Source organism: Marinifilum sp. D714, from assembly GCF_030851345.1.
Taxonomy (GTDB): domain Bacteria; phylum Bacteroidota; class Bacteroidia; order Bacteroidales; family Marinifilaceae; genus Marinifilum.
In genome coordinates this window covers 1-18,825 of record NZ_JALPNU010000001.1, presented here as the reverse complement: position 1 = coordinate 18,825, position 18,825 = coordinate 1, and the positions used below count along the sequence as shown (strand labels likewise).

Here is an 18,825-nt window from a genome sequence, read left to right as displayed (position 1 = left end):
TAAATCTCATCAGTGCTGTCAATTTTTATTTCGGATGTAAAGGTGTATAAAATTTTTATAAAAACAATAAAAATTAATCAAATTGTTAAAATATTAACTGAAATTTTATTTTTACACGATATGGGCATTGGTATCTTTAAAACAAAATGCCATTCCATCCCCAGAAACCTCTGGGCACATCCATAAATTCAATGTAAACACGATCTTTTGGAATTTTAAGCTGCTCCTCAACCAGGTTGGCAAATTTGCTTGATAAATCTTTTGTTTTTGTATCTGGTAAACCAATGCTCTTTAGCTGAAGAAATACAACAGGATCGTCAGAACCTCCTAATGTCATTTCTATTTTGGGCTCGAATGCTGTCATTACGTACTTCTCTGGTTTCCCCAGTTCAAATGAGATTAATGTGGAGCTTTCTTTTAAAAAACTTTGTTGTTTCTTGCTAGAGAAACTTTTGTTGGTCTGAACTTTTAAATATGGCATAAGTAAAAGTTTTAAGGTTACTGATAGAACGAAAAAAGATGCAAATTGCACCTTATTTAATTTTTATGCACTGCATAAGTTATTATTAAATCAGAAAAATACAAAATAGATTCCTCTGTTGTTTTACTACTTGCCCAATGCTTTTTTGGCATTCTCAACCGTTTTTTTTGCGTTGCCGACAAATATTTCTCCATCAATCAAAAGTACCGGACGTTTTAAAAATGTGTACTCAGATAGGATATACTCTCTGTAATCATCCTCACTCAAAACCTTTTCTTTTAAGCCAAGTTCTTTATACTTCATGGCTCGTCTGCTAAACAAACTTTCATACGATCCACTTAGGTCTTTCATTTCCTCCAATTGGGACTCAGTTATTTTTTGCGTTTTAATATCCTGTAGTTCAAAATCTGAATCAATATCTAATTCTTTTATAACTCTTTGGCAAGTTGAGCAGCTGCTTAAATGATAAATTTTCTTCATATTAATGAGTTTTACACGTATTGTTATTAATAATGATTTCTATGATTTCTTCGGCCTGTTTCAGGTTTTTACTTTGTGTATTTATGGCAAAATATTTATTGTAGTATGTGGTTTCTATACCTTGCCAAACTTCAATAATTTCTTTTTCTTCCAATGCTTCCTGGCACAAACTCGAAGGCAATATACAAATCCCCTTGTTTAACTGAATTGATTGTAGCATCCCACTTAAATTGGGAATCACATAACGAGGTTTAAAATAAGGCTTTTTCTTAAAATTTTGCATCCAAAAGGATTTAATGGTTTCCATTTTATAAGTGTAGGAATACCAATTTTGCTGGCTTAGCCATTTTTCAGCTTCATCTAATTTTTTCTCGTAAATAAATCGGTTAAAAGGGATGGTGTCCAAATGCTTGCTACTTACCAGGAGTAATGCTTCCTGACAGAAGTGTTTGTATTCTATATTCTGGTAGTTATGGTGCAGTGTGGTAATGGTCAAGTCCAATTTTTTGGCAAATAGTTTGGTTTGAAGGTCTTCATATTCCCCAAAGGTAAACTCAACATTCATTTCCAGATCATCTAGAATATTGGCGAAAGCATGGTTAAACATTTCGATCGACATGCCTATCTTGGCAGTAGGACGATTGATTAAGCTTTTTCGCTTGAAGTTCTCTTCTGTTTTCTCCAATTGCAATATGGCTTCTTCAACTTGGTTGTAAAGTTGCATGCCGTGCGGAGTGGGTAACATTTTTCTGGGTTTTCTCTCGAAAAGCTTAACCCCCATATAAGTTTCCAAAGCGGTGAGCTGTTGACTTACACCAGGTTGAGTGATGAGCAAAATTTCAGCCGCACCGGTTAATGTTCCCTGTTCATATATTGCCTTAAATGTCCTGTACCATTCCAGATTTACCATGCATCTATAAAATTATTTATACAAATGTATAAAAAGAATAAGTTTATTAATACAAAAATGAGATATACCTTTGTTGTGAAAATAATTTAAAAACATGGCCAAAGTTTTATTTGCATTAACAAGTCATTTTAAAGATGAAAAAGGATGGGAGTCGGGATGTTACGTTCTTGAGGTAGCCGTTCCATATTTTCATTTGGTAAAAAATGGAATTGAAATTGATTTTGTATCACCCAAGGGGGGTGAGGTTCCGGTTAAGCAACTGGATTTGGATGATGCGAAAGTAAAATCGTTTTTTAAAGATAAAGATGCTAGGCATAAATTCCTGAACTCATATCAGCCTAAGGATGTTTACGCAAATAATTACGATGCCATTTATTTTCCTGGAGGACATGGGGCTGTATTCGATATTCCTTTTGATGAAGATATCGCAAAAATAGCTGCCGAAATTTATGAAAATGACGGAATAGTTTGTGCAGTCTGCCATGGAGGAGCCGGATTGTTAAATGTTAAACTTAGGGATGGAAGTTATTTGGTAAATGGCAAACAACTTACTGCATTTAGTAATCAGGAAGAAGAGGCTATTGGAACCGATCATAAAGTGCCTTACTTGTTGGAAACGGCTTTAATCGAAAAAGGTGCAATATACTCTTGTAAGGCGAATTGGCAGGAATATGTAGTGATAGATGGTAGATTAATTACCGGTCAAAATCCAGCTTCTGATTTATTAATGGCCAAAGAGCTTGTAAAAGCACTGAAAAAGAAATAGTAATAATTAAACTTAATAAGATGGAAAACTTTGATTTTTTTAATCCAGTAAAAATTCTGTTTGGAAAAGGTAAAATTGCAGAACTAGGAAATCATATACCTAAAGATGCAAAAATTCTAATGACCTATGGTGGTGGTAGCATCAAGAAAAATGGTGTTTACGATCAGGTTATGGAAGCTTTGAAAGATTATAACATCACAGAATTTGGTGGAATTGAGCCAAACCCACATTTCGAAACCTTAATGAAAGCTGTTGAGATTGTAAGAAATGAAGGGATCGATTTTCTTTTGCCTGTTGGTGGAGGTTCTGTTCTTGATGGAACAAAATTTATTGCTGCAGCTGCTTACTATGAGGGAAAAGATGAGTGGGATATTTTGGCAAAAAGAGCTGAAATTACAAAAGCAGTTGATTTAGGAGCGGTTCTAACTTTGGCAGCTACAGGATCTGAAATGAATAGTGGTGGTGTGATTACCAAGGCTGCAACTAAAGAGAAATTGGCTTTCGGGAACCCACTGTTATTCCCAAAATTCTCAGTTCTTGATCCGGAAACAACCTATTCATTGCCAATGCGCCAGATCACAAATGGTATTGTTGATGCTTATGTGCATGTAATGGAGCAATATTTGACATATCCGGTAAATTCACCTGTTCAGGATCGATTTGCAGAAGGATTATTGTTGACATTAATTGAAGAGGGACCGAAAGCAATGGCTATCGAAACTCCTGACTATGAAAACAGAGCCAACTTAATGTGGGCAGCAACAATGGCCTTAAATGGATTGATTGGAATGGGTGTAAAAAGCGACTGGGCAACTCATATGATTGGTCACGAATTGACAGCTTTCCATGGAATTGATCATGGTGTAACTTTGGCAATTGTTCTTCCTGGACTATTGACCAAATTGAAAGAAGAACGTGGTGAGAAATTATTGCAGTATGCTGAGCGAGTTTGGAATATCACAGAAGGTAGTGAGGAAGAAAGAAAAACTTTGGCAATTCAGAAAACCGAAGAATTTTTCCAAAATGTTGGCATTGCAACTCGTTTAGGAGATCACAATGTAGGACAAGATAGCATTGATATCATTTCTAAAAGATTTATTGAGCGTGGCTATGTTGGAATGTTACCTGATGTTGCAGCGGCAGATGTTGCAGAAATATTAGAGTCTAGATTGTAAGCAATCAAGATAATTTACAGAAAAGGTCCTTCTCATTTCGAGAAGGACCTTTTTTAGTTTTGGTATTCAATTTGTTATGAGTGAAGAGATGAGTGGTTATAGACTTGGTTCGGTGTTAATAAATTGTAAATTTTTAGGAATTAGTTTGCACTTTTAATTTAATGACGTATATTTGCGACATTAGAAATAAGCAATGGAGAACTATGAAGAAATTAGAATTATTTGATGAAAAGCAGCAGGAAATTGCCTCTCTGGCAAAGGTACTGTCGCATCCTGCAAGAATTGCCATATTGCAGTTTTTGGCTTCTACTCCAACCTGTATCTCTGGTGATATCTCGGATTATTTGCCTTTAAGCAGAACTACGGTTTCGCAGCATTTAAAAGAGTTAAAATCCATGGGATTAATTCAAGGGGATGTTGAAGGTTTAAAAATTAAATATTGTTTGAACAAAGAAGGGATAGAGAAATTGAAAAGCGTATTTGGAGATTTGTTTGAAGAAATCACTCCATTAGAAATTAAAATTTGTTAATACTCACTCGGCTATTTTGCTGAAAAATTGAATAAAAGAAAATAAGATGAAAGTATTGGTGTTGTGTACAGGAAACTCATGTAGAAGTCAAATGGGTGAAGCAATTTTAAGAGATATCAATCCAGATTTGGAAGTTGTATCGGCAGGAACAAAAATTGCAGATCAAGTACATCCTTTAGCGATTAAAGCTATGGCTGAAATAGGAATAGATATCAGTTCTCACCGTCCAAAAATGGTAGATGAATTCCTGGATGAGGGTGTTGATTTCTTGATTTCGGTATGTGGTGGTGCCAAAGAGGCATGTCCGGCATTCCTGGGACCAGTAGGAACCCGTCTTCATATTGGTTTCGATGATCCAGCTTACGCAGAAGGAACTGAAGAAGAAATTTTCGATGTATTCCGTCGTGTTCGTGACGAGATCAGAAGAGATTTTGCAAAATTCAATGAAGAGTACATCTTGAAGAATGCATAAAACAATGGGTAATGAATAATTGGTAATTAATAATTATTCAATCCCGAATACTTATAAACTTTTTACTTACAAACTTAAGTTTCAATATAGGAGGGAAGTGTAAAACAGGAATTGCCGGAGGGCAAAATCAGGTTTAGCTTTTCCTTTATACTTAAATATTATGGGATCATTAAATAAAAAATTGTCCTTTTTGGATAGATACCTAACCTTGTGGATTTTTGCTGCAATGGCAATAGGTGTGGGAGCAGGTTATTTTTTTCCTGCCATGGCTGGATTTTGGAATAAACTATCAGTGGGAACAACAAATGTTCCGATTGCCATAGGACTGGTGATCATGATGTATCCTCCATTGGCAAAGGTGAAATATGAAGAGCTAAAGGATGTGTTTAAAAATCGTAAGATCTTAATCTTATCCTTGGTGCAGAACTGGTTGTTAGGTCCAACTTTAATGTTTGCTTTGGCAATTGTTTTTTTGCAAGATTACCCTGAATACATGACCGGTTTGATTTTGATTGGTTTGGCAAGATGTATTGCCATGGTAATTGTGTGGAACGATTTGGCCAAAGGAGATCCTGAATATGCAGCAGGATTGGTAGCTTTTAACAGCATATTCCAGGTACTGTTTTTCTCAGTATATGCTTACGTGTTTATTACGGTATTGCCGGAGTATTTTGGTCTTCAAGGTTCGGTAGTGGATGTAACGATGGGCGATATTGCCGAGAGTGTATTAATCTACCTTGGAATTCCATTCTTTGCAGGAATGCTAACTCGTTACTTCGGAATCAAGGCAAAAGGAAAAGACTGGTATCAGAAGAAATTCATTCCAAAAATTAGTCCGCTTACCTTGTTTGCATTGTTATTTACCATTTTTGTAATGTTTTCTCTGAAAGGAGAATACATTGTGCAGTTGCCATTCGATGTGGTGCGTATTGCCATTCCATTGGTCATCTACTTTGTGGTAATGTTCCTGATCTCATTTTTTATGGGACACAAATTCAAGGCAGGATATTCGAAAACAACAAGTTTGTCGTTTACTGCAGCCAGTAACAATTTCGAATTGGCCATTGCAGTAGCCATTGCAGTGTTTGGTATCAATTCAGGGGTAGCTTTTGCTGCTGTAATCGGCCCATTGGTAGAAGTACCTGTATTAATTGCATTGGTAAATGTAGCTCTACGATTAAAAAATAAATATTTTGGTGGCAAGGTAGATGTCGTTAAATGTGCCACGAATTCTGAAAGTTAAGCAAGACAATATTTTTAATCCAAATCGGGTTAATAAATCTAAAGCCATGATTCATTTTGAGTCATGGCTTGTTTTTTTATAAAGTCTGGAAAAGTGGAAAGATAGAAAAGTGAAAAAGTAGAAAAGAGGAAAAATTGTCAAATAGCAAGTTTAAACAAAATGCAACATAAGGGTTAATTGAAATGCTGAGTAAGTTTTATGGGACTGAAAAGCTTCATCTGTTTTATCGTCATCATTAATGCTTATATTTGGGTAAACAAAAGCTTTGCGAATGATAAAACCCGGATTGAAAATCGGTATTGTTTTAACCCTGATATTGGTGCTGCCATCATTGTTCTTTTCTGCCTACGAAATCAGTAATTTAAGTAAGAACGAAGCTGTGATTGATTCCATTTATTCAGGGCAGTTGGAGTCGGTTCTATTTTCCTTAAACCAATATTCTGATGATGTGCTGAGTGGTTGGGCCAACCGCTTGGAACGTGAGACCGAAGACATCAGTACTTTATTATTAAAAAATTACTCGATAGGTGCTGTAGGAATCAGAGATGTTGATTTTAAATTGTTCACAAAAGAGAAAATCCCGGAAGATAGTTTAGCCCATCTACATTCAATCCTTGAACTCGATTTTGCTGCCAATCTGAAAAAGATTGAGCAGCTACAGCGCTATGTCAAAAGTGGTTATCGAAAAATTGAAGCTTTACCCAATTCATTGCCAGGCAAAAGTTTGTTTGCATTTGCATTGCAGAAGGATACTTTATCTGTGAAAACAGTGCTGCTACTGGTTGATACAGATAAGTTTATTAGTGAAAATATGGGGCCAAAGATTCAGTCGGTGGCCCAGGAACGTTTCTACATTTCTGTTTTTAAGAATGAAACAGAAGAAGTATATGCCAACCAGATTCAGTCCGGTGAAGATAAAAATATCACTCAGAAGAAAGATATTTGGTTGTTTCCTGCTTACCAGTTGGGCATTCAGATGCGAGGAAATACCATTGAAGATTTGGTTCGGGAAAGAACTCGCACCAATATCATTCTTTTGATTGTGATGGATATCATCTTGTTGCTGGGGGCCTGGTTTGTATACAAGAATGTCAGGAAACAGATTCGCTTGAATCAATTGAAAACCGATTTTATTTCCAATGTTTCTCATGAGATCAGAACGCCATTGGCTTTGATTAATATGTACTCCGAAACCCTTGAAATGGGACGAATTCCGACCGAAGAGAAGAAAATGGAGTATTATAGGGTAATCAATACCGAAGCCAACCGTTTGTCGAGAATGGTGAATAAGATCTTAAATTTTAGTCGAATTGAACGAGGGAAAAGAGAATATCATTTTACCAATACAAATTTGAATGCCGAAGTTGAGAACATCATAGCCAATTACCAACAACATTTCGATCAGAACGGTTTTGAGATTGAGCTACAATTGGCAGATCAGATACCTGATATCAAGCTAGACAAGGAGGCAGTTGCCGAAGCCATTATCAATTTAATTGACAATGGAATAAAGTACAGTGCAGATGTGAAAAAAATAGAGGTGAGTACCTGTTTGGATGGCGATTTTGTTCGTGTGGATGTGAAGGATTATGGCATTGGAATTGAGAAGAAAGATCAGCCATTGGTATTCGATAAGTTTTACAGGGTTACAACAGGCAATTTAGCGCACAAGGCCAAGGGTTCTGGTATTGGCTTAAGCATTGTAAAACACATTATGGAAGCACATCATGGTAAAGTTGAACTGGCAAGTGATTTTGGAAAAGGATCATGCTTTAGTTTGTTGTTTCCGGTAAAATAGTAGTTGAATAATTTCAAATCATATAGAAAATGTATCCCATTTTAATAGTAGAAGACGAGCCCAGCATGTTAATGGGTTTAAAGGACAATTTAGAATTTGAATCGTACGAGGTGGATACGGCTGAAGATGGAGAAATTGGCTTGAATAAGATAATGGAGAACCATTACAGCCTGGTACTGCTGGATGTTATGCTTCCTAAAATTTCGGGATTCGACATCTGTAAAAAAGCAAGAGCCAAAGGCATTCAAACGCCAATTATCCTGCTTACAGCAAAGGGAGAAGAGATTGATAAGGTATTGGGCTTGGAACTGGGTGCCGATGATTACATTACCAAACCATTTGGTTTGAGAGAGTTGTTGGCCAGAATTCGTGCCGTTTTGCGCCGTACTCAGGATGTATCGGTGAGTAAAGAGATTGAAAAAATAGAGCTTGGACGATTAAGCGTTGATTTTAAATCCTTCGAAGGTTTTGTTAACGGAGAAGAGGTAAAGATGTCGCACAAAGAAGTGGAAATTCTTCACTACCTGTGGAATCACAAGAATAAAACAGTCAGCAGAGATGATTTGTTGGATGAAGTGTGGGGAACCGAATATCAGCCTACCTCAAGAACCATTGACAATTTTATATTGAAGCTAAGACAAAAAATAGAAGATGACCCAAATCATGCCAAAATTATTTTGACGGTGCATGGTGTGGGATATAGGCTAGTTAGCAATTAGCAATGTACAATTAACAATGTACAATGATCAGTTATCAGTTATCAGTTGTACTTGAATACTAGGCTTTTTTGGTATTATTCATTGTTCACTATTCACTGTTTACAGATCACTGTTCACTGTTGATGACAACTTATGACAATTGCTGATTTTGCCGTGACACAAATGATGTAAAGTCGCCCTAATTTTACATTAGAAATTTAAGATTAGAAAAGAACGGAAGGCGCGCGATTCTGTTCCTCTAAAAAATTTCTAACCGAAATGTAAAAACTAAAAAATAGGGTCATGAAAAGCTTAAAAATAACAATGATTGTTTTGGCATGTTTGCTAAGTGTGAATTTGGGAATGGCAAGTTCGCCTGAAACAAAAAATATAGAAAAAGAAAAAAGCGCAGTTTTAAAGAAGATTCAAAAAGTTGCCAGCCATATTAGTTTTACCGACTACGTAAGAAGTGGCGAAACAGAGTTGATCGTATTGCGATGTACGGTAAATGAAAACAATGAAGTAGTGGTAAGCAAGGTGATTGGTTTTGATGAAGAACTAAAGGCGGCAATCCGCAAGAAGTTTGAAAACAAGAAGATCAGAACAAGTGCAGCATTAAGTGGTGAAGAATTGGCATTGCGATTGAAGTTTGCAATCCATGAGAAATAAGAACAGAATTCAGGTTAATAGAAATAAAAGTGAATAGCAATATAAAAATATTGGGTTTGAATAAGATTTTGATACTTGTCATTATCATAGCATTCTCGGCGGGTAATGCACATGCCAAAGAATTGAAATCCTTGGTAAATCTGAAAGGATACTGGAAATTTTCAATCGGGGATGATCCCCAGTGGGCCAGCCCCGATTACAACGATTCGAAATGGACAAAGGTATTTGTCCCTCAATCGTGGGAACAGAATGGATTTCAGAACTACAATGGATATGCATGGTATCGAAAAAACTTTACCATTACGCCTCCCAAATCGGCTCAGTATGTATATTTGAACATGGGAAATATTGATGATGCCGACGAAGTGTATGTAAATGGGAGACTGGTAGGTGCAAGCGGGCAGATGGGCCCCTTGGCTCAAACGGCACATGGCATTCCAAGAATGTATCCTGTACCCGGGAACATTTTAAATAAAGAGGGCTCCAACCTGATTGCGGTTCGCGTTTTTGATGATTACAATGATGGCGGCATAACAGGAGGAGAGATTAACATTTCTTTCGATTCCGATCAGTTTAAAATGACTGTAGACCTTTCGGGATATTGGGATTTTGAAAGCAGTAGGCAGGTAGATAAAAGCAATCGAAAAGTGATTACCTACCGCGAAGGAAAGATTTTTGTTCCCGGCTTTTGGGAAGCCAGGGGATACAATCAGCTTGACGGAAGAGCCGTTTATACCAAAGCTTTTACCTATCCTGCCAATTTAAGTACCAGAGATCAGGTCTTGTTTGCAGGGGTAATTGATGATGTGGATGAGGTATATCTGAATGGTGAAAAAATCGGATCGTCCAGTCAGTTGAGAAGAAAGAACAGAAGGTATTCATACGTCTCTGATAATTACATACTCAGAGCTTACGATATTCCCGATCATTTATTGAACAGAGGAGGGGAGAATACCATAGAAATTATGGTGAGAGATCATACAGGACCAGGTGGAATTTATGATGGACCGATTGGAATTACAGATCGTGAAACGGCAAGTCCAATCATTAATAAATCAATGAAAGACAATCGAAATTCATTCCAAAAGTTTCTGGATTACTGGTTCGATTGATAAAATAAAGCACAAATGACACAAATTTTAAATTGCTGTGTCAATAAAGTTATCCGAATAATGATTCAAACTTCAAACATAACCTATTTGCGAAGCAAGCTCAGCTTGATTCTGTTTCTTTTAATGGGCTTGGCGAGCATCAGTTCGGCACAGGATTTAAAAAAGGTAATGGATTTAAGCCATCGCTGGAAATTTTCCATTGGAGATAAGCAGGAGTGGGCCAATCCTGAATTTAACGATTCAGACTGGGAGTGGATCGATGTTCCATCAGCCTGGGAGAACCAAGGTTTTCATGGTTACGATGGTTTTGCCTGGTATCGAACTACTTTTAGTGGCAGGCAATTGCCCGACAAACAAGCTTTGTACTTGCAGTTGGGATATGTTGATGATGTACATGAGGTGTTTGTGAATGGCGTAAGAATCGGATTGTCAGGGAAATTTCCACCCAGATTCTCAACGGCATACAATGTTTTCAGAAGTTACAAACTGCCTCCTGATTTATTACAAGAAAGCAATACCATTGCGGTGCGTGTGTACGACGCTGGGGGAGAAGGCGGGATTGTTCATGGAAATCTTGGCATCATGATGGATGTTGATGCAGTTCCCCTGGATGTTGATTTGAGCGGAAGCTGGAAGTTTAAAACAGGACAGTATGCACATGAAAACATTGACCAATTGAATCGTTGGGACAACATTATTGTTCCGGGAAACTGGGAAGATCAAGGCTATAAAAACTATGATGGCTATGCCTGTTATGCCTTGGAATTTAAACTGAAAGAAGAATTCGTAAATGACAGAATGGTACTAATTCTGGGAAAGATTGACGATATCGATCAGGTGTTTGTGAATGGCGTTCTGGTAGGACAATCGGGCGAATTTAAACCACAAACCGTTCGCGAACGATCCAATTCGTGGCAACAATTAAGAGGCTATTACCTGCCTCAAAACCTACTAAGCAGCAGCGAAAAAAATACCATTGTAGTGCGTGTTTATGACGCCATACAAGGGGGAGGAATCTACTCAGGTTCCATTGGTTTAATTTCTCAGGACCATTACATCAAATATTGGAACAAACGAAGGAATAAGTGATGTTGCTATAAATATGTCTTGCATCTTCAAGATGCTTGACATGTAAGGAAGCTTATAAAGGAAAGATCCTCAAAGTATTGATCCTAAGTATTCTTGTGTAAAAGAAGTCTTAGGAAAAAATAATCATAATACTTGTATGAAATCAAGTAAAATTCAAGATTTTCGATCTTGATTTAGCCCCGAAAACAAAAGCCTCTTTTTGCTTTTTGTAATTGTTGAATAAAAGACCCTGATATCACTATCTCTCTCAAAGTCAATTCCTGCAGGCATTAAGCGAATTTTGAAGACTTGCATGATGAGCTTATTCTTCGTTTTTAATTAACAATAACTCGCGTGAGAGCTCTTCCACCGCGCGGTGGAGCACCTCTACCGCCCGTTTGAGCATCTCTTCCGCACGGAGGAGCAAGATTATCGTGCGGTGAAGGAGCTCAAGACAGCGAAATTTATCCATAACCGCACGAATATGATCAACTTTCTTGCGAATGACGAGCTTCTCCGCGCGGTGAAAGTGCTCCACCGCCCGTTTGAGCTGGAATTTCGCGCGGAGGAAGCCACCAAACGCGCGGAAAAAGTGCTCCACCGCGCGAATGAGCTTTATAAACGCACGAAAATTAAGTCCAATCGCGAGAATTTTCTGCGCTTCCGAAAAGTAAACAATAAATAATTTGCTGAAATTTTGCGCATGGGAGCGAAAAAAAATAAAGAGAGCAGGCTAAAAAAGCCTCATTTTTTTACCAAATGTGATTTCGTTTTTAACAAAAGTTCGGAAAAGCCAATAAATTAAGGATAAATAGGAATTTTCTAAGGAGCTGTTGTGTAATAAAAATATATGTTCTGAATGCGAAAGAGGGCATTTTCGCGATTGTGCCAAAAATAAAACCTGCTGTTTTTTACATTATGGGAGAGAGGGTGAAAGAAATTAAAATCTTTGAAAATTTATTAGATTGCAAATAATCAGACTTTTAAAATTGAACAAAATGATAAAAGCTAAAAATATTCTATTTTACAGGCATTTTTAAAATAGAGGTACTAACTTAGATATTGTCTTTTGATATGTACAGAGTAAAGTGTAATTGAAAAGAGTTTAATGTTAATCTATAATTTAATTTTTAGCTCTTTGTTTTGACTTTAATGATATCATATTAAAAGGGAGTAATAAAGAATAAATTACAGCTACTATGTTTAATGTAAATTTACAGTTATGGTTTTAATAAAAAGACGTTATGATTTTATTAAAGGGAATGTAAAAGAGTTTAGACAAGCTTGTTTAAACTATATTGCGAAAATTCAGATTCATGGGCCAACACTGGGCATGACTGAGGAAGAGATTGCTGCAGAAATAGCACGTATCAACAAGCTGTTGGCTTTGATGGATGCCAGGGACCAGCTTGAAGTACAATTGAAGGCTGCAGTGAAAGAAGTACATGTAGAGAAAGATGATTTCGTAGCATACATTCGTAATCGTAGAGAGACTGTTCGTGAAAATCCGGCCTGTACTGATGCCATGTGGATTGATCTTGGTTTTAATACTACCTATGCGAGTGAGGATTCTGCCGATATGGTTCCTGAACTAAAAGCAAGGCTTGAGGGAGAGTACCCGGTTTTAAAATGCCAAAAGAATTCTACCGATGGATGGAGAGTTTATTCGCGTATTGATGGGATTGGACAGTTTCAATTGCTTGGGGTATCAACCACTGGGAAGTATATGGATGTGCGACCAAAGGCAGATCCAGGAAAGAGCGAAAGCCGCGAGTATTACCTCTTTTACATGCTGAAAGACGAGGTGATTGGCCAAAAATCAAATATCGTAGAATTGGTGCTGTAGCCCTTTGATGCATCCCTGCAAAGAAAGAGGGTGTCCAAAAAGTTCAATAGTATTGTCATTCTGAGTCAGCGAAGTATCTGTCCTTTTCATTAACAGATGTTTCACTTCATTCAACATGATATTGTATTCGATTGAACTTACTTTTTGGACACCCTCTTTGTTTCGTTGCCCCCACAAACACCAGCACAAGAATAAAGGATGTGTATTTCCCTTAAAATTTATTACTGTAAAATGTTTCGATTAAAGATAATTGTTTATAAATTTGATTTATCACCAATGAAAATGGTGTATTGGATTGGAACAAGGAACAGATTTACCTTACATACAAAATATTTTAGGCATGGCTCGAGTAAAACAAGAGAGATTTATACTCAATTTGCAAAAAGCGAGATTTCTAAGTTTAAAAATCCAATAGGTGATATTTTTAATAACTCTACCTAAAGGTTGGGTTAGCCAACTATATTAGTGGAGTAAACAAACTTATATAATCAAAATAAACCAACTAGGTTGGGTTAGCCCGACGTTAGCACCCATGCAAGAAAGACACTGCAACAATGAAAAAACGGATTTTAAATATTGATTCTAAAATTTTTGAAATACCAAGATTCAGACTGATTACTGGAATCTTAATTGGTTTATTTTATTCATTTGCTTTTTATTCTTTCTTGTACTTGATTAGAGAGGTTTTTCGGATTCTCTCAGTTACAGAAGATTATGATTTGTGGATTTTGACCGACAAAGAGGTGTATTTTTATAATCTCTTTTTTGCTTTTATATCTGTAATCATATCTCAATCCGTTTGTTTTGCATTTTGGTTCGATAGACCCAGAAAGTTTTTTGAGAAACGACATTATAGGAAAACTACGATTGTTAATGACCAAAGAGTTTTAAACTGGTATTTCTTAAGCTGGTTTTCAAAATTGGCAATTGTTTTCGGTATAATGTTCGGACTTGCATTTCATGGAGGATTTTATGTTTTTAGCTTTTACCCTGATTACAACTATATTTTCATCCTTATTATAATTGTTCTTTTTCTACAAACATGGAACACAATTGGGCTGACTTTTAAAAGAAAAAGCTTAAAATGGATGTTATTAACAGGTGTGATTATTTCTATAATCGCTTTCGGTTTATCAAGGATTAATTTGATTGATTACAAAGCAATTAATCACAATTATCTTGTAAAAAACATACACAATAATTATAGACTTGAATTACCAGAAACAAACAGTTACGAAAGATTATTTCGACGTTCGTTGATTGAAAATATTTATGTTGTTAAATCTAAGAGTCAAAATGAAAATGAACCATTTATAATTGTCGAAAATAAAAAAATAGACCTCTATGAGCTAAAGGATAAAATAATGGATTGGCAATCTATGCGAAGTGAATATGAAATACCTCATATGGTATATCAGCTGCACATTGATAAGACAGTAAAAATGGGATTTGTTAACCAACTAAAAAATGAATTAGCAAAATCAGGGGTTACAAGAATTGCTTACGCTGTTGTTCCAATAAATCCTGAATATGACATTAGATATTATAAAGATTTTTCATTTCAAACATGGCTGCCAAATTGGTATTCTGATTGGTTTAATCCCAAAGAGATTTACGATGATATAAATAGAACTCAAAATATTATCGAAATAAAACAGGGTACATCAGGGAAATGTTTCATAAATGACAAAACAGTTGAAAATGATAAAATCAAACAAATATTAAAGCACTTGATAACAAATGATTTGGATTATATAATAAAATTTCACGTAAATGATAGTGTTGAATTTTCTGACTATTTTAGAGTAATATCCTATTCAAGAGAAGTCATAAATGAATTGAGAAATGAATATTCAAAAGAAACTTATTCAGAACAATTTGACTGGTTGGACTATGAAAAAGAGAAAGAAGTGAAAAGGAAATATCCACTTCGGATTTTTGAATTGACAACTGATTTTAAGAAAATGATAAACGAAGAATAATGCACAGGGTGCTAACACGCGGTATAAAAAATTGCCGGAACAGTAGGTTATTCAAGGGTTGTAGCCCGCTTCAACTTTTGTGTAACTTGACAGGAATTCGCCCGCAATCGGCAACATTTCATACCGCCAACCGTTAGCGGTCATGTAAAAAAAAGAGCAATCTGCCAAGAAAATAGAATTGTAAGATTATGGATTTTAAAATCTTAACAGAAAACGGAAATATTGGATTTTACCAGAGTTGTGAGATTACAGAATTGTTTTTAACAAGAAAGAAGGACAATACAACTCTTAATTTTTATACAATTGCCGTATTTGAAGAGAAACCATTTGTTGGTAGAAATCAACAATTTCTGTGTAGGCCTATTTCAGTAAATAAAGATTATAATTTAGGTATTCAAAGGTATTGGCTTTCTCTAGATGAAGTCGAACAAAATTACGAAACATTAAAAACCAAAGGTAAATGGCTTTATGAAGGTAAAAGTATTTCAATATTTCCAAAATTAAATAGTTTAACAAAGCAATATGTACCATCTGTTGATGGAAATCGAATAAATAAAGTTTTAAAAAATAATCATGATGGTTCATATATTCTTGAGTTCTTTGACGAGGACAAATCAAATTTTAGTTATCTCCTTGATATTGACAAGCTATCTAAACTCAATACTTTAAGTGATAAGATAAATAAAATAGTTCCTATTGATTTATCTGTAGTTAGAGATAGGATAGGTAATTTCATTTTTCAATTTCCTGTTAATGTTCTACACTCAGATGCACGTGCTTTAAAGACGTGGGATGGCGTAGTCGTTGATTTTGCGTGGCATAAAAAATTAACTTCAATTCCTGAATGTTTGCTTCAAGTGGAATCTACATTTGACAAAAACTATATGGGAAGTACTATTGAAGAGTATAACCAAGGTTTAACTCAAATTGTGAAAATTGGAAATCTTGACCAGATAAATCACATTAAAATTTGGAGAAAAGAGCCAAGCTTAATACTATCGACATTCTCAGGAAGTTTTATTCGTGAATTCTCTTTTAATATGGGAATTGTAAGTCCCGAACCAAGGTTATTCGAACTTGATGGTGAAATGGTGAAAATTCAAGTATCAAGTAAAGATGGGAATAGGAGAAAAAATACAAAGCATAGCTATACTGATTTTATTAATAATAATTTGTACGACGAAGAAAAGAAACAATTGGAAAAATCTTTGGCTTTCAAACAGTACAATTCCTCTGGTAAAGGAACTATTGAGGATTTACGATTATTAATAAAGCAACATGGAGAAAATGGTGTTTTCATTTGGGACCCTTTTTTAAGTCCTAAAGATATTTTTAACACTCTATATTTTTCAACAGTTGGAGGTGTACCATTAAAAGCTATTGGTTCAATTACTGATACTGTAAAAAATGTTTATGACCAAAAGGGTAAAACTGTTTCTGATATAATACATAGTTATCAGCTTGAATTTGATAACCCGAAAAATAATAATTTCCATATGAATGTTGAGTTCAGAATACAACATGGAAATTTTGGATGGTCATTTCATGATAGGTTTCTAATCTTCCCAAGTAATGAACTAAAAAGGTCGAAAGTATATTCATTGGGAACTTCGATTAATTCTTATGGGAAAAGTCATCATATTTTGCAAGAGGTATCCCACCCTCAGCCTGTCGTTGATGCATTCAATGAGCTTTGGGACAAGTTAAATAATTCAGATTGCTTAGTATGGAAAAATCCGAAATAGTAGTAAAAGAAGCCATCGAGCAACTTGGTTCGATAGAAAATCATTCTTCCCTTGTTGAACACTTAATGTCTTTTGAAGATGAAAATATTGAGTCACTTTTAAATATTGAGTGTAATAATAAACTAATTAAAACAGATAATGAAATTAGACAGATTGTTTCAAAGGCAAAAAATAGTGCTACAATTTCAGGTATTGACCAAAATTCGGAACTCACTAAAATAGTACATACCTCAAATGTCTATTTAGTCAAAAGCATAAAAGAAGCTGATTTGAAGTCGCTCATTTTGTTTTTAAATGTGAACTGTTACTTATTGGCGGATATTAAATGCTTTTTACAATTTAACGGACTTACAAACAAAGATACAGAGGGTATTGCAGAAAAAATCGTTGAATTGTTAAGTAAAGTTTCTTTCGAGGTAAAAGCACAATCAGGTGCTCCATATCATGAAATAGAAATGATGAAAGAATATGAAGATGGTGTTAAAAATAGCAACATTAAAAGTACATATAGTTTAATTGAAGCAATTGAAAGAAGTGGACGAGGATTTCATTTTAATTTTCTTTTAGAAAACATAGTTAAAGCTTTATACATACTAAACTTTCAGTTTTTTCTTAAAGCAATAGGTAAATTATCTAAACCACAGAGTTTTATATTCTTTTTGCAAAGTTTGACAAGAGAACATCTTTACCCGATATCGGAAGAAAAGTCATTAACTAATAAATGGTTGAATTTTGAATTAATACGACAAACAACAAAACATGAAACAGAGGGCGATTTAAATAGTGAAAATCTTCAGGTAGTAAAAAAATGCCTTTTAAAACTGATGCCTCATTCTGCTTTTTTTAAGCAATCTATTAAGTATTTCAGAAAGAGTAGGATATTTAACAAAGCTTTAGCTGAAGTTTTAGCTTTAAATTCAAACGAATTGTTAGAGGAAATTGTAAATGATTGCTTTGAGATAAATAAAAACATCTTTTTACATGAAGCTAGGAATGATTTCATGATTAGTTTTAAAAATTCTGTGCCAGAGGATAGGTATCTAAGAATGCTTGAGCTAATATTTTGTAAATGGGACGATTTTTTTAATAAATTGAGACATTCTGACGAATATCAAAACGAACTATTGCTTACAGATTACTGTGACTTTATCGTAGAGTATTATTATATGACACTTGATGAAAACGATATTATAAACGAGATGAATTATTGTCTCAATGACTTAAAGTATATTGATTCTATTTGGTCTGTATCTCAAACTCATCAGACTACGATTTTTAATTTAATACTAACACGTTTGTATTTGTTAACTTTTACATTTCGTGGTAGAGAAATAATAAATGAACAAATTATTGAAAACTTTTCCGACTTTGAATCAAATAGCATAATGAATAAACGATTTATAGAAGGAAAAGGAGATGGATTAATAAAAATAATGAAAGAAAACATAGAAAGCACGAACCGCTAACAATGGCTGCTATGTAATGCAGAAACCTTAACACTGTTCAATTTACGGCATTATTTTGGATTTTTCATCTTGTAAATGCCTAAACAAATGGCAATAAGAGGTTCTGTCATACCCCCAGCTACCGCACTAATCCTTTCGCGTAGCACTGCAATAAAGTCACAGGAAGGGATTGATATTATAACACTTTGTTTTGAGCAGAAGTAGATGGATATCCAAAAGATACAATAAATGAAAAATATATTTGAAATCGGATAGAATAGGTGACGATTAATTACAAATAATAAAGAGATTGGATAAATCGCTCGAACTTATGCCACTCATATCGGAGCAAAGTGTGCCACTGATTTCGGTCTAAGTTGTGCCACTTTTTGTAGATAGTATATC

At 35.2% G+C, this 18,825-nt stretch carries 18 protein-coding genes; 14 read left to right on the top strand and 4 right to left on the bottom strand.

Annotation, left to right across the window (positions count from 1 at the left end):
- Positions 1-136: 136 nt before the first annotated feature.
- The 3 genes from M0051_RS00090 to M0051_RS00080 all read right to left on the bottom strand — a co-directional run bounded on the left by M0051_RS00090 (position 137) and on the right by M0051_RS00080 (position 1,871).
- Positions 137-481 carry a phenylpyruvate tautomerase MIF-related protein gene (locus M0051_RS00090; RefSeq protein WP_306739507.1) on the bottom strand — a complete coding sequence of 115 codons (345 nt, stop codon included), beginning with the start codon at positions 479-481 and terminating at the stop codon, positions 137-139.
- A gap of 126 nt (positions 482-607) precedes the next feature.
- A complete protein-coding gene (locus tag M0051_RS00085) occupies positions 608-961 on the bottom strand; it encodes an arsenate reductase family protein (protein ID WP_306739506.1) in 354 nt (117 codons plus the stop codon).
- Position 962: 1 nt separating this feature from the next.
- A complete protein-coding gene (locus M0051_RS00080; protein WP_306739505.1) occupies positions 963-1,871 on the bottom strand; it encodes a LysR family transcriptional regulator in 909 nt (302 codons plus the stop codon).
- A gap of 94 nt (positions 1,872-1,965) precedes the next feature.
- On the opposite strand from M0051_RS00080, the gene M0051_RS00075 reads away from it, so the two are divergent.
- From M0051_RS00075 to M0051_RS00030, 10 genes are all read left to right on the top strand, one after another.
- Entirely contained in the window at positions 1,966-2,637 is a 672-nt protein-coding gene (locus tag M0051_RS00075; protein WP_306739504.1) for a type 1 glutamine amidotransferase domain-containing protein, read from the top strand.
- A gap of 20 nt (positions 2,638-2,657) precedes the next feature.
- Entirely contained in the window at positions 2,658-3,812 is a 1,155-nt protein-coding gene (locus M0051_RS00070; RefSeq protein ID WP_306739503.1) for an iron-containing alcohol dehydrogenase, read from the top strand.
- Between the two features lie 203 nt (positions 3,813-4,015).
- On the top strand, positions 4,016-4,342 hold the full coding sequence (locus tag M0051_RS00065) for a helix-turn-helix transcriptional regulator (RefSeq protein ID WP_306739502.1): 327 nt from the start codon (positions 4,016-4,018) through the stop codon (positions 4,340-4,342).
- Between the two features lie 46 nt (positions 4,343-4,388).
- Complete coding sequence (locus tag M0051_RS00060) at positions 4,389-4,814, top strand: arsenate reductase ArsC (protein WP_306739501.1); 426 nt, start codon at positions 4,389-4,391, stop codon at positions 4,812-4,814.
- Between the two features lie 160 nt (positions 4,815-4,974).
- A complete protein-coding gene (arsB, locus tag M0051_RS00055) occupies positions 4,975-6,057 on the top strand; it encodes an ACR3 family arsenite efflux transporter (RefSeq protein WP_373568293.1) in 1,083 nt (360 codons plus the stop codon).
- Positions 6,058-6,328: 271 nt separating this feature from the next.
- The gene (locus M0051_RS00050) at positions 6,329-7,855 is read left to right on the top strand and encodes a cell wall metabolism sensor histidine kinase WalK (RefSeq protein ID WP_306739498.1); all 1,527 of its coding nucleotides are present in this window, start codon (positions 6,329-6,331) and stop codon (positions 7,853-7,855) included.
- A gap of 29 nt (positions 7,856-7,884) precedes the next feature.
- Entirely contained in the window at positions 7,885-8,574 is a 690-nt protein-coding gene (locus M0051_RS00045; RefSeq protein ID WP_306739497.1) for a response regulator transcription factor, read from the top strand.
- Between the two features lie 282 nt (positions 8,575-8,856).
- On the top strand, positions 8,857-9,222 hold the full coding sequence (locus M0051_RS00040; RefSeq protein ID WP_306739496.1) for a hypothetical protein: 366 nt from the start codon (positions 8,857-8,859) through the stop codon (positions 9,220-9,222).
- Positions 9,223-9,278: 56 nt separating this feature from the next.
- Positions 9,279-10,334 (top strand): beta galactosidase jelly roll domain-containing protein, encoded by a 1,056-nt coding sequence (locus M0051_RS00035; protein WP_306739495.1) that lies wholly within the window; start codon positions 9,279-9,281, stop codon positions 10,332-10,334.
- 15 nt (positions 10,335-10,349) lie between these two features.
- Positions 10,350-11,423 carry a beta galactosidase jelly roll domain-containing protein gene (locus M0051_RS00030; RefSeq protein ID WP_306739494.1) on the top strand — a complete coding sequence of 358 codons (1,074 nt, stop codon included), beginning with the start codon at positions 10,350-10,352 and terminating at the stop codon, positions 11,421-11,423.
- A 301-nt stretch (positions 11,424-11,724) separates the two neighbouring features.
- On the opposite strand, the gene M0051_RS00025 is transcribed toward M0051_RS00030, so the two are convergent.
- Complete coding sequence (locus tag M0051_RS00025) at positions 11,725-12,003, bottom strand: hypothetical protein (protein ID WP_306739493.1); 279 nt, start codon at positions 12,001-12,003, stop codon at positions 11,725-11,727.
- 621 nt (positions 12,004-12,624) lie between these two features.
- Between M0051_RS00025 and M0051_RS00020 the strand changes: the two genes are divergently transcribed.
- From M0051_RS00020 to M0051_RS00005, 4 genes are all read left to right on the top strand, one after another.
- On the top strand, positions 12,625-13,248 hold the full coding sequence (locus M0051_RS00020; protein ID WP_306739492.1) for a hypothetical protein: 624 nt from the start codon (positions 12,625-12,627) through the stop codon (positions 13,246-13,248).
- 554 nt (positions 13,249-13,802) lie between these two features.
- Positions 13,803-15,230, top strand: coding sequence for a biopolymer transporter ExbD (locus M0051_RS00015; RefSeq protein ID WP_306739491.1), 1,428 nt, complete (start codon positions 13,803-13,805; stop codon positions 15,228-15,230).
- Between the two features lie 188 nt (positions 15,231-15,418).
- Entirely contained in the window at positions 15,419-16,975 is a 1,557-nt protein-coding gene (locus M0051_RS00010; protein ID WP_306739490.1) for a VPA1262 family N-terminal domain-containing protein, read from the top strand.
- Positions 16,957-18,441: a hypothetical protein gene (locus M0051_RS00005; RefSeq protein WP_306739489.1), complete on the top strand. Its 1,485-nt coding sequence runs from the start codon at positions 16,957-16,959 to the stop codon at positions 18,439-18,441. Before M0051_RS00010 ends, M0051_RS00005 begins: the two co-directional genes overlap by 19 nt.
- Positions 18,442-18,825: the final 384 nt, after the last annotated feature.

Excerpts from the sequence above, each read along its gene's own strand:
- M0051_RS00090 (WP_306739507.1), bottom strand. The coding sequence starts at position 481 with ATGCCATATTTAAAAGTTCAGACCAACAAAAGTTTCTCTAGCAAGAAA.
- M0051_RS00085 (WP_306739506.1), bottom strand. The coding sequence starts at position 961 with ATGAAGAAAATTTATCATTTAAGCAGCTGCTCAACTTGCCAAAGAGTT.
- M0051_RS00080 (WP_306739505.1), bottom strand. The coding sequence starts at position 1,871 with ATGGTAAATCTGGAATGGTACAGGACATTTAAGGCAATATATGAACAG.
- M0051_RS00075 (WP_306739504.1), top strand. The coding sequence starts at position 1,966 with ATGGCCAAAGTTTTATTTGCATTAACAAGTCATTTTAAAGATGAAAAA.
- M0051_RS00070 (WP_306739503.1), top strand. The coding sequence starts at position 2,658 with ATGGAAAACTTTGATTTTTTTAATCCAGTAAAAATTCTGTTTGGAAAA.
- M0051_RS00065 (WP_306739502.1), top strand. The coding sequence starts at position 4,016 with ATGAAGAAATTAGAATTATTTGATGAAAAGCAGCAGGAAATTGCCTCT.
- M0051_RS00060 (WP_306739501.1), top strand. The coding sequence starts at position 4,389 with ATGAAAGTATTGGTGTTGTGTACAGGAAACTCATGTAGAAGTCAAATG.
- arsB (WP_373568293.1), top strand. The coding sequence starts at position 4,975 with ATGGGATCATTAAATAAAAAATTGTCCTTTTTGGATAGATACCTAACC.
- M0051_RS00050 (WP_306739498.1), top strand. The coding sequence starts at position 6,329 with ATGATAAAACCCGGATTGAAAATCGGTATTGTTTTAACCCTGATATTG.
- M0051_RS00045 (WP_306739497.1), top strand. The coding sequence starts at position 7,885 with ATGTATCCCATTTTAATAGTAGAAGACGAGCCCAGCATGTTAATGGGT.
- M0051_RS00040 (WP_306739496.1), top strand. The coding sequence starts at position 8,857 with ATGAAAAGCTTAAAAATAACAATGATTGTTTTGGCATGTTTGCTAAGT.
- M0051_RS00030 (WP_306739494.1), top strand. The coding sequence starts at position 10,350 with ATGACACAAATTTTAAATTGCTGTGTCAATAAAGTTATCCGAATAATG.
- M0051_RS00020 (WP_306739492.1), top strand. The coding sequence starts at position 12,625 with ATGGTTTTAATAAAAAGACGTTATGATTTTATTAAAGGGAATGTAAAA.
- M0051_RS00015 (WP_306739491.1), top strand. The coding sequence starts at position 13,803 with ATGAAAAAACGGATTTTAAATATTGATTCTAAAATTTTTGAAATACCA.
- M0051_RS00010 (WP_306739490.1), top strand. The coding sequence starts at position 15,419 with ATGGATTTTAAAATCTTAACAGAAAACGGAAATATTGGATTTTACCAG.
- M0051_RS00005 (WP_306739489.1), top strand. The coding sequence starts at position 16,957 with ATGGAAAAATCCGAAATAGTAGTAAAAGAAGCCATCGAGCAACTTGGT.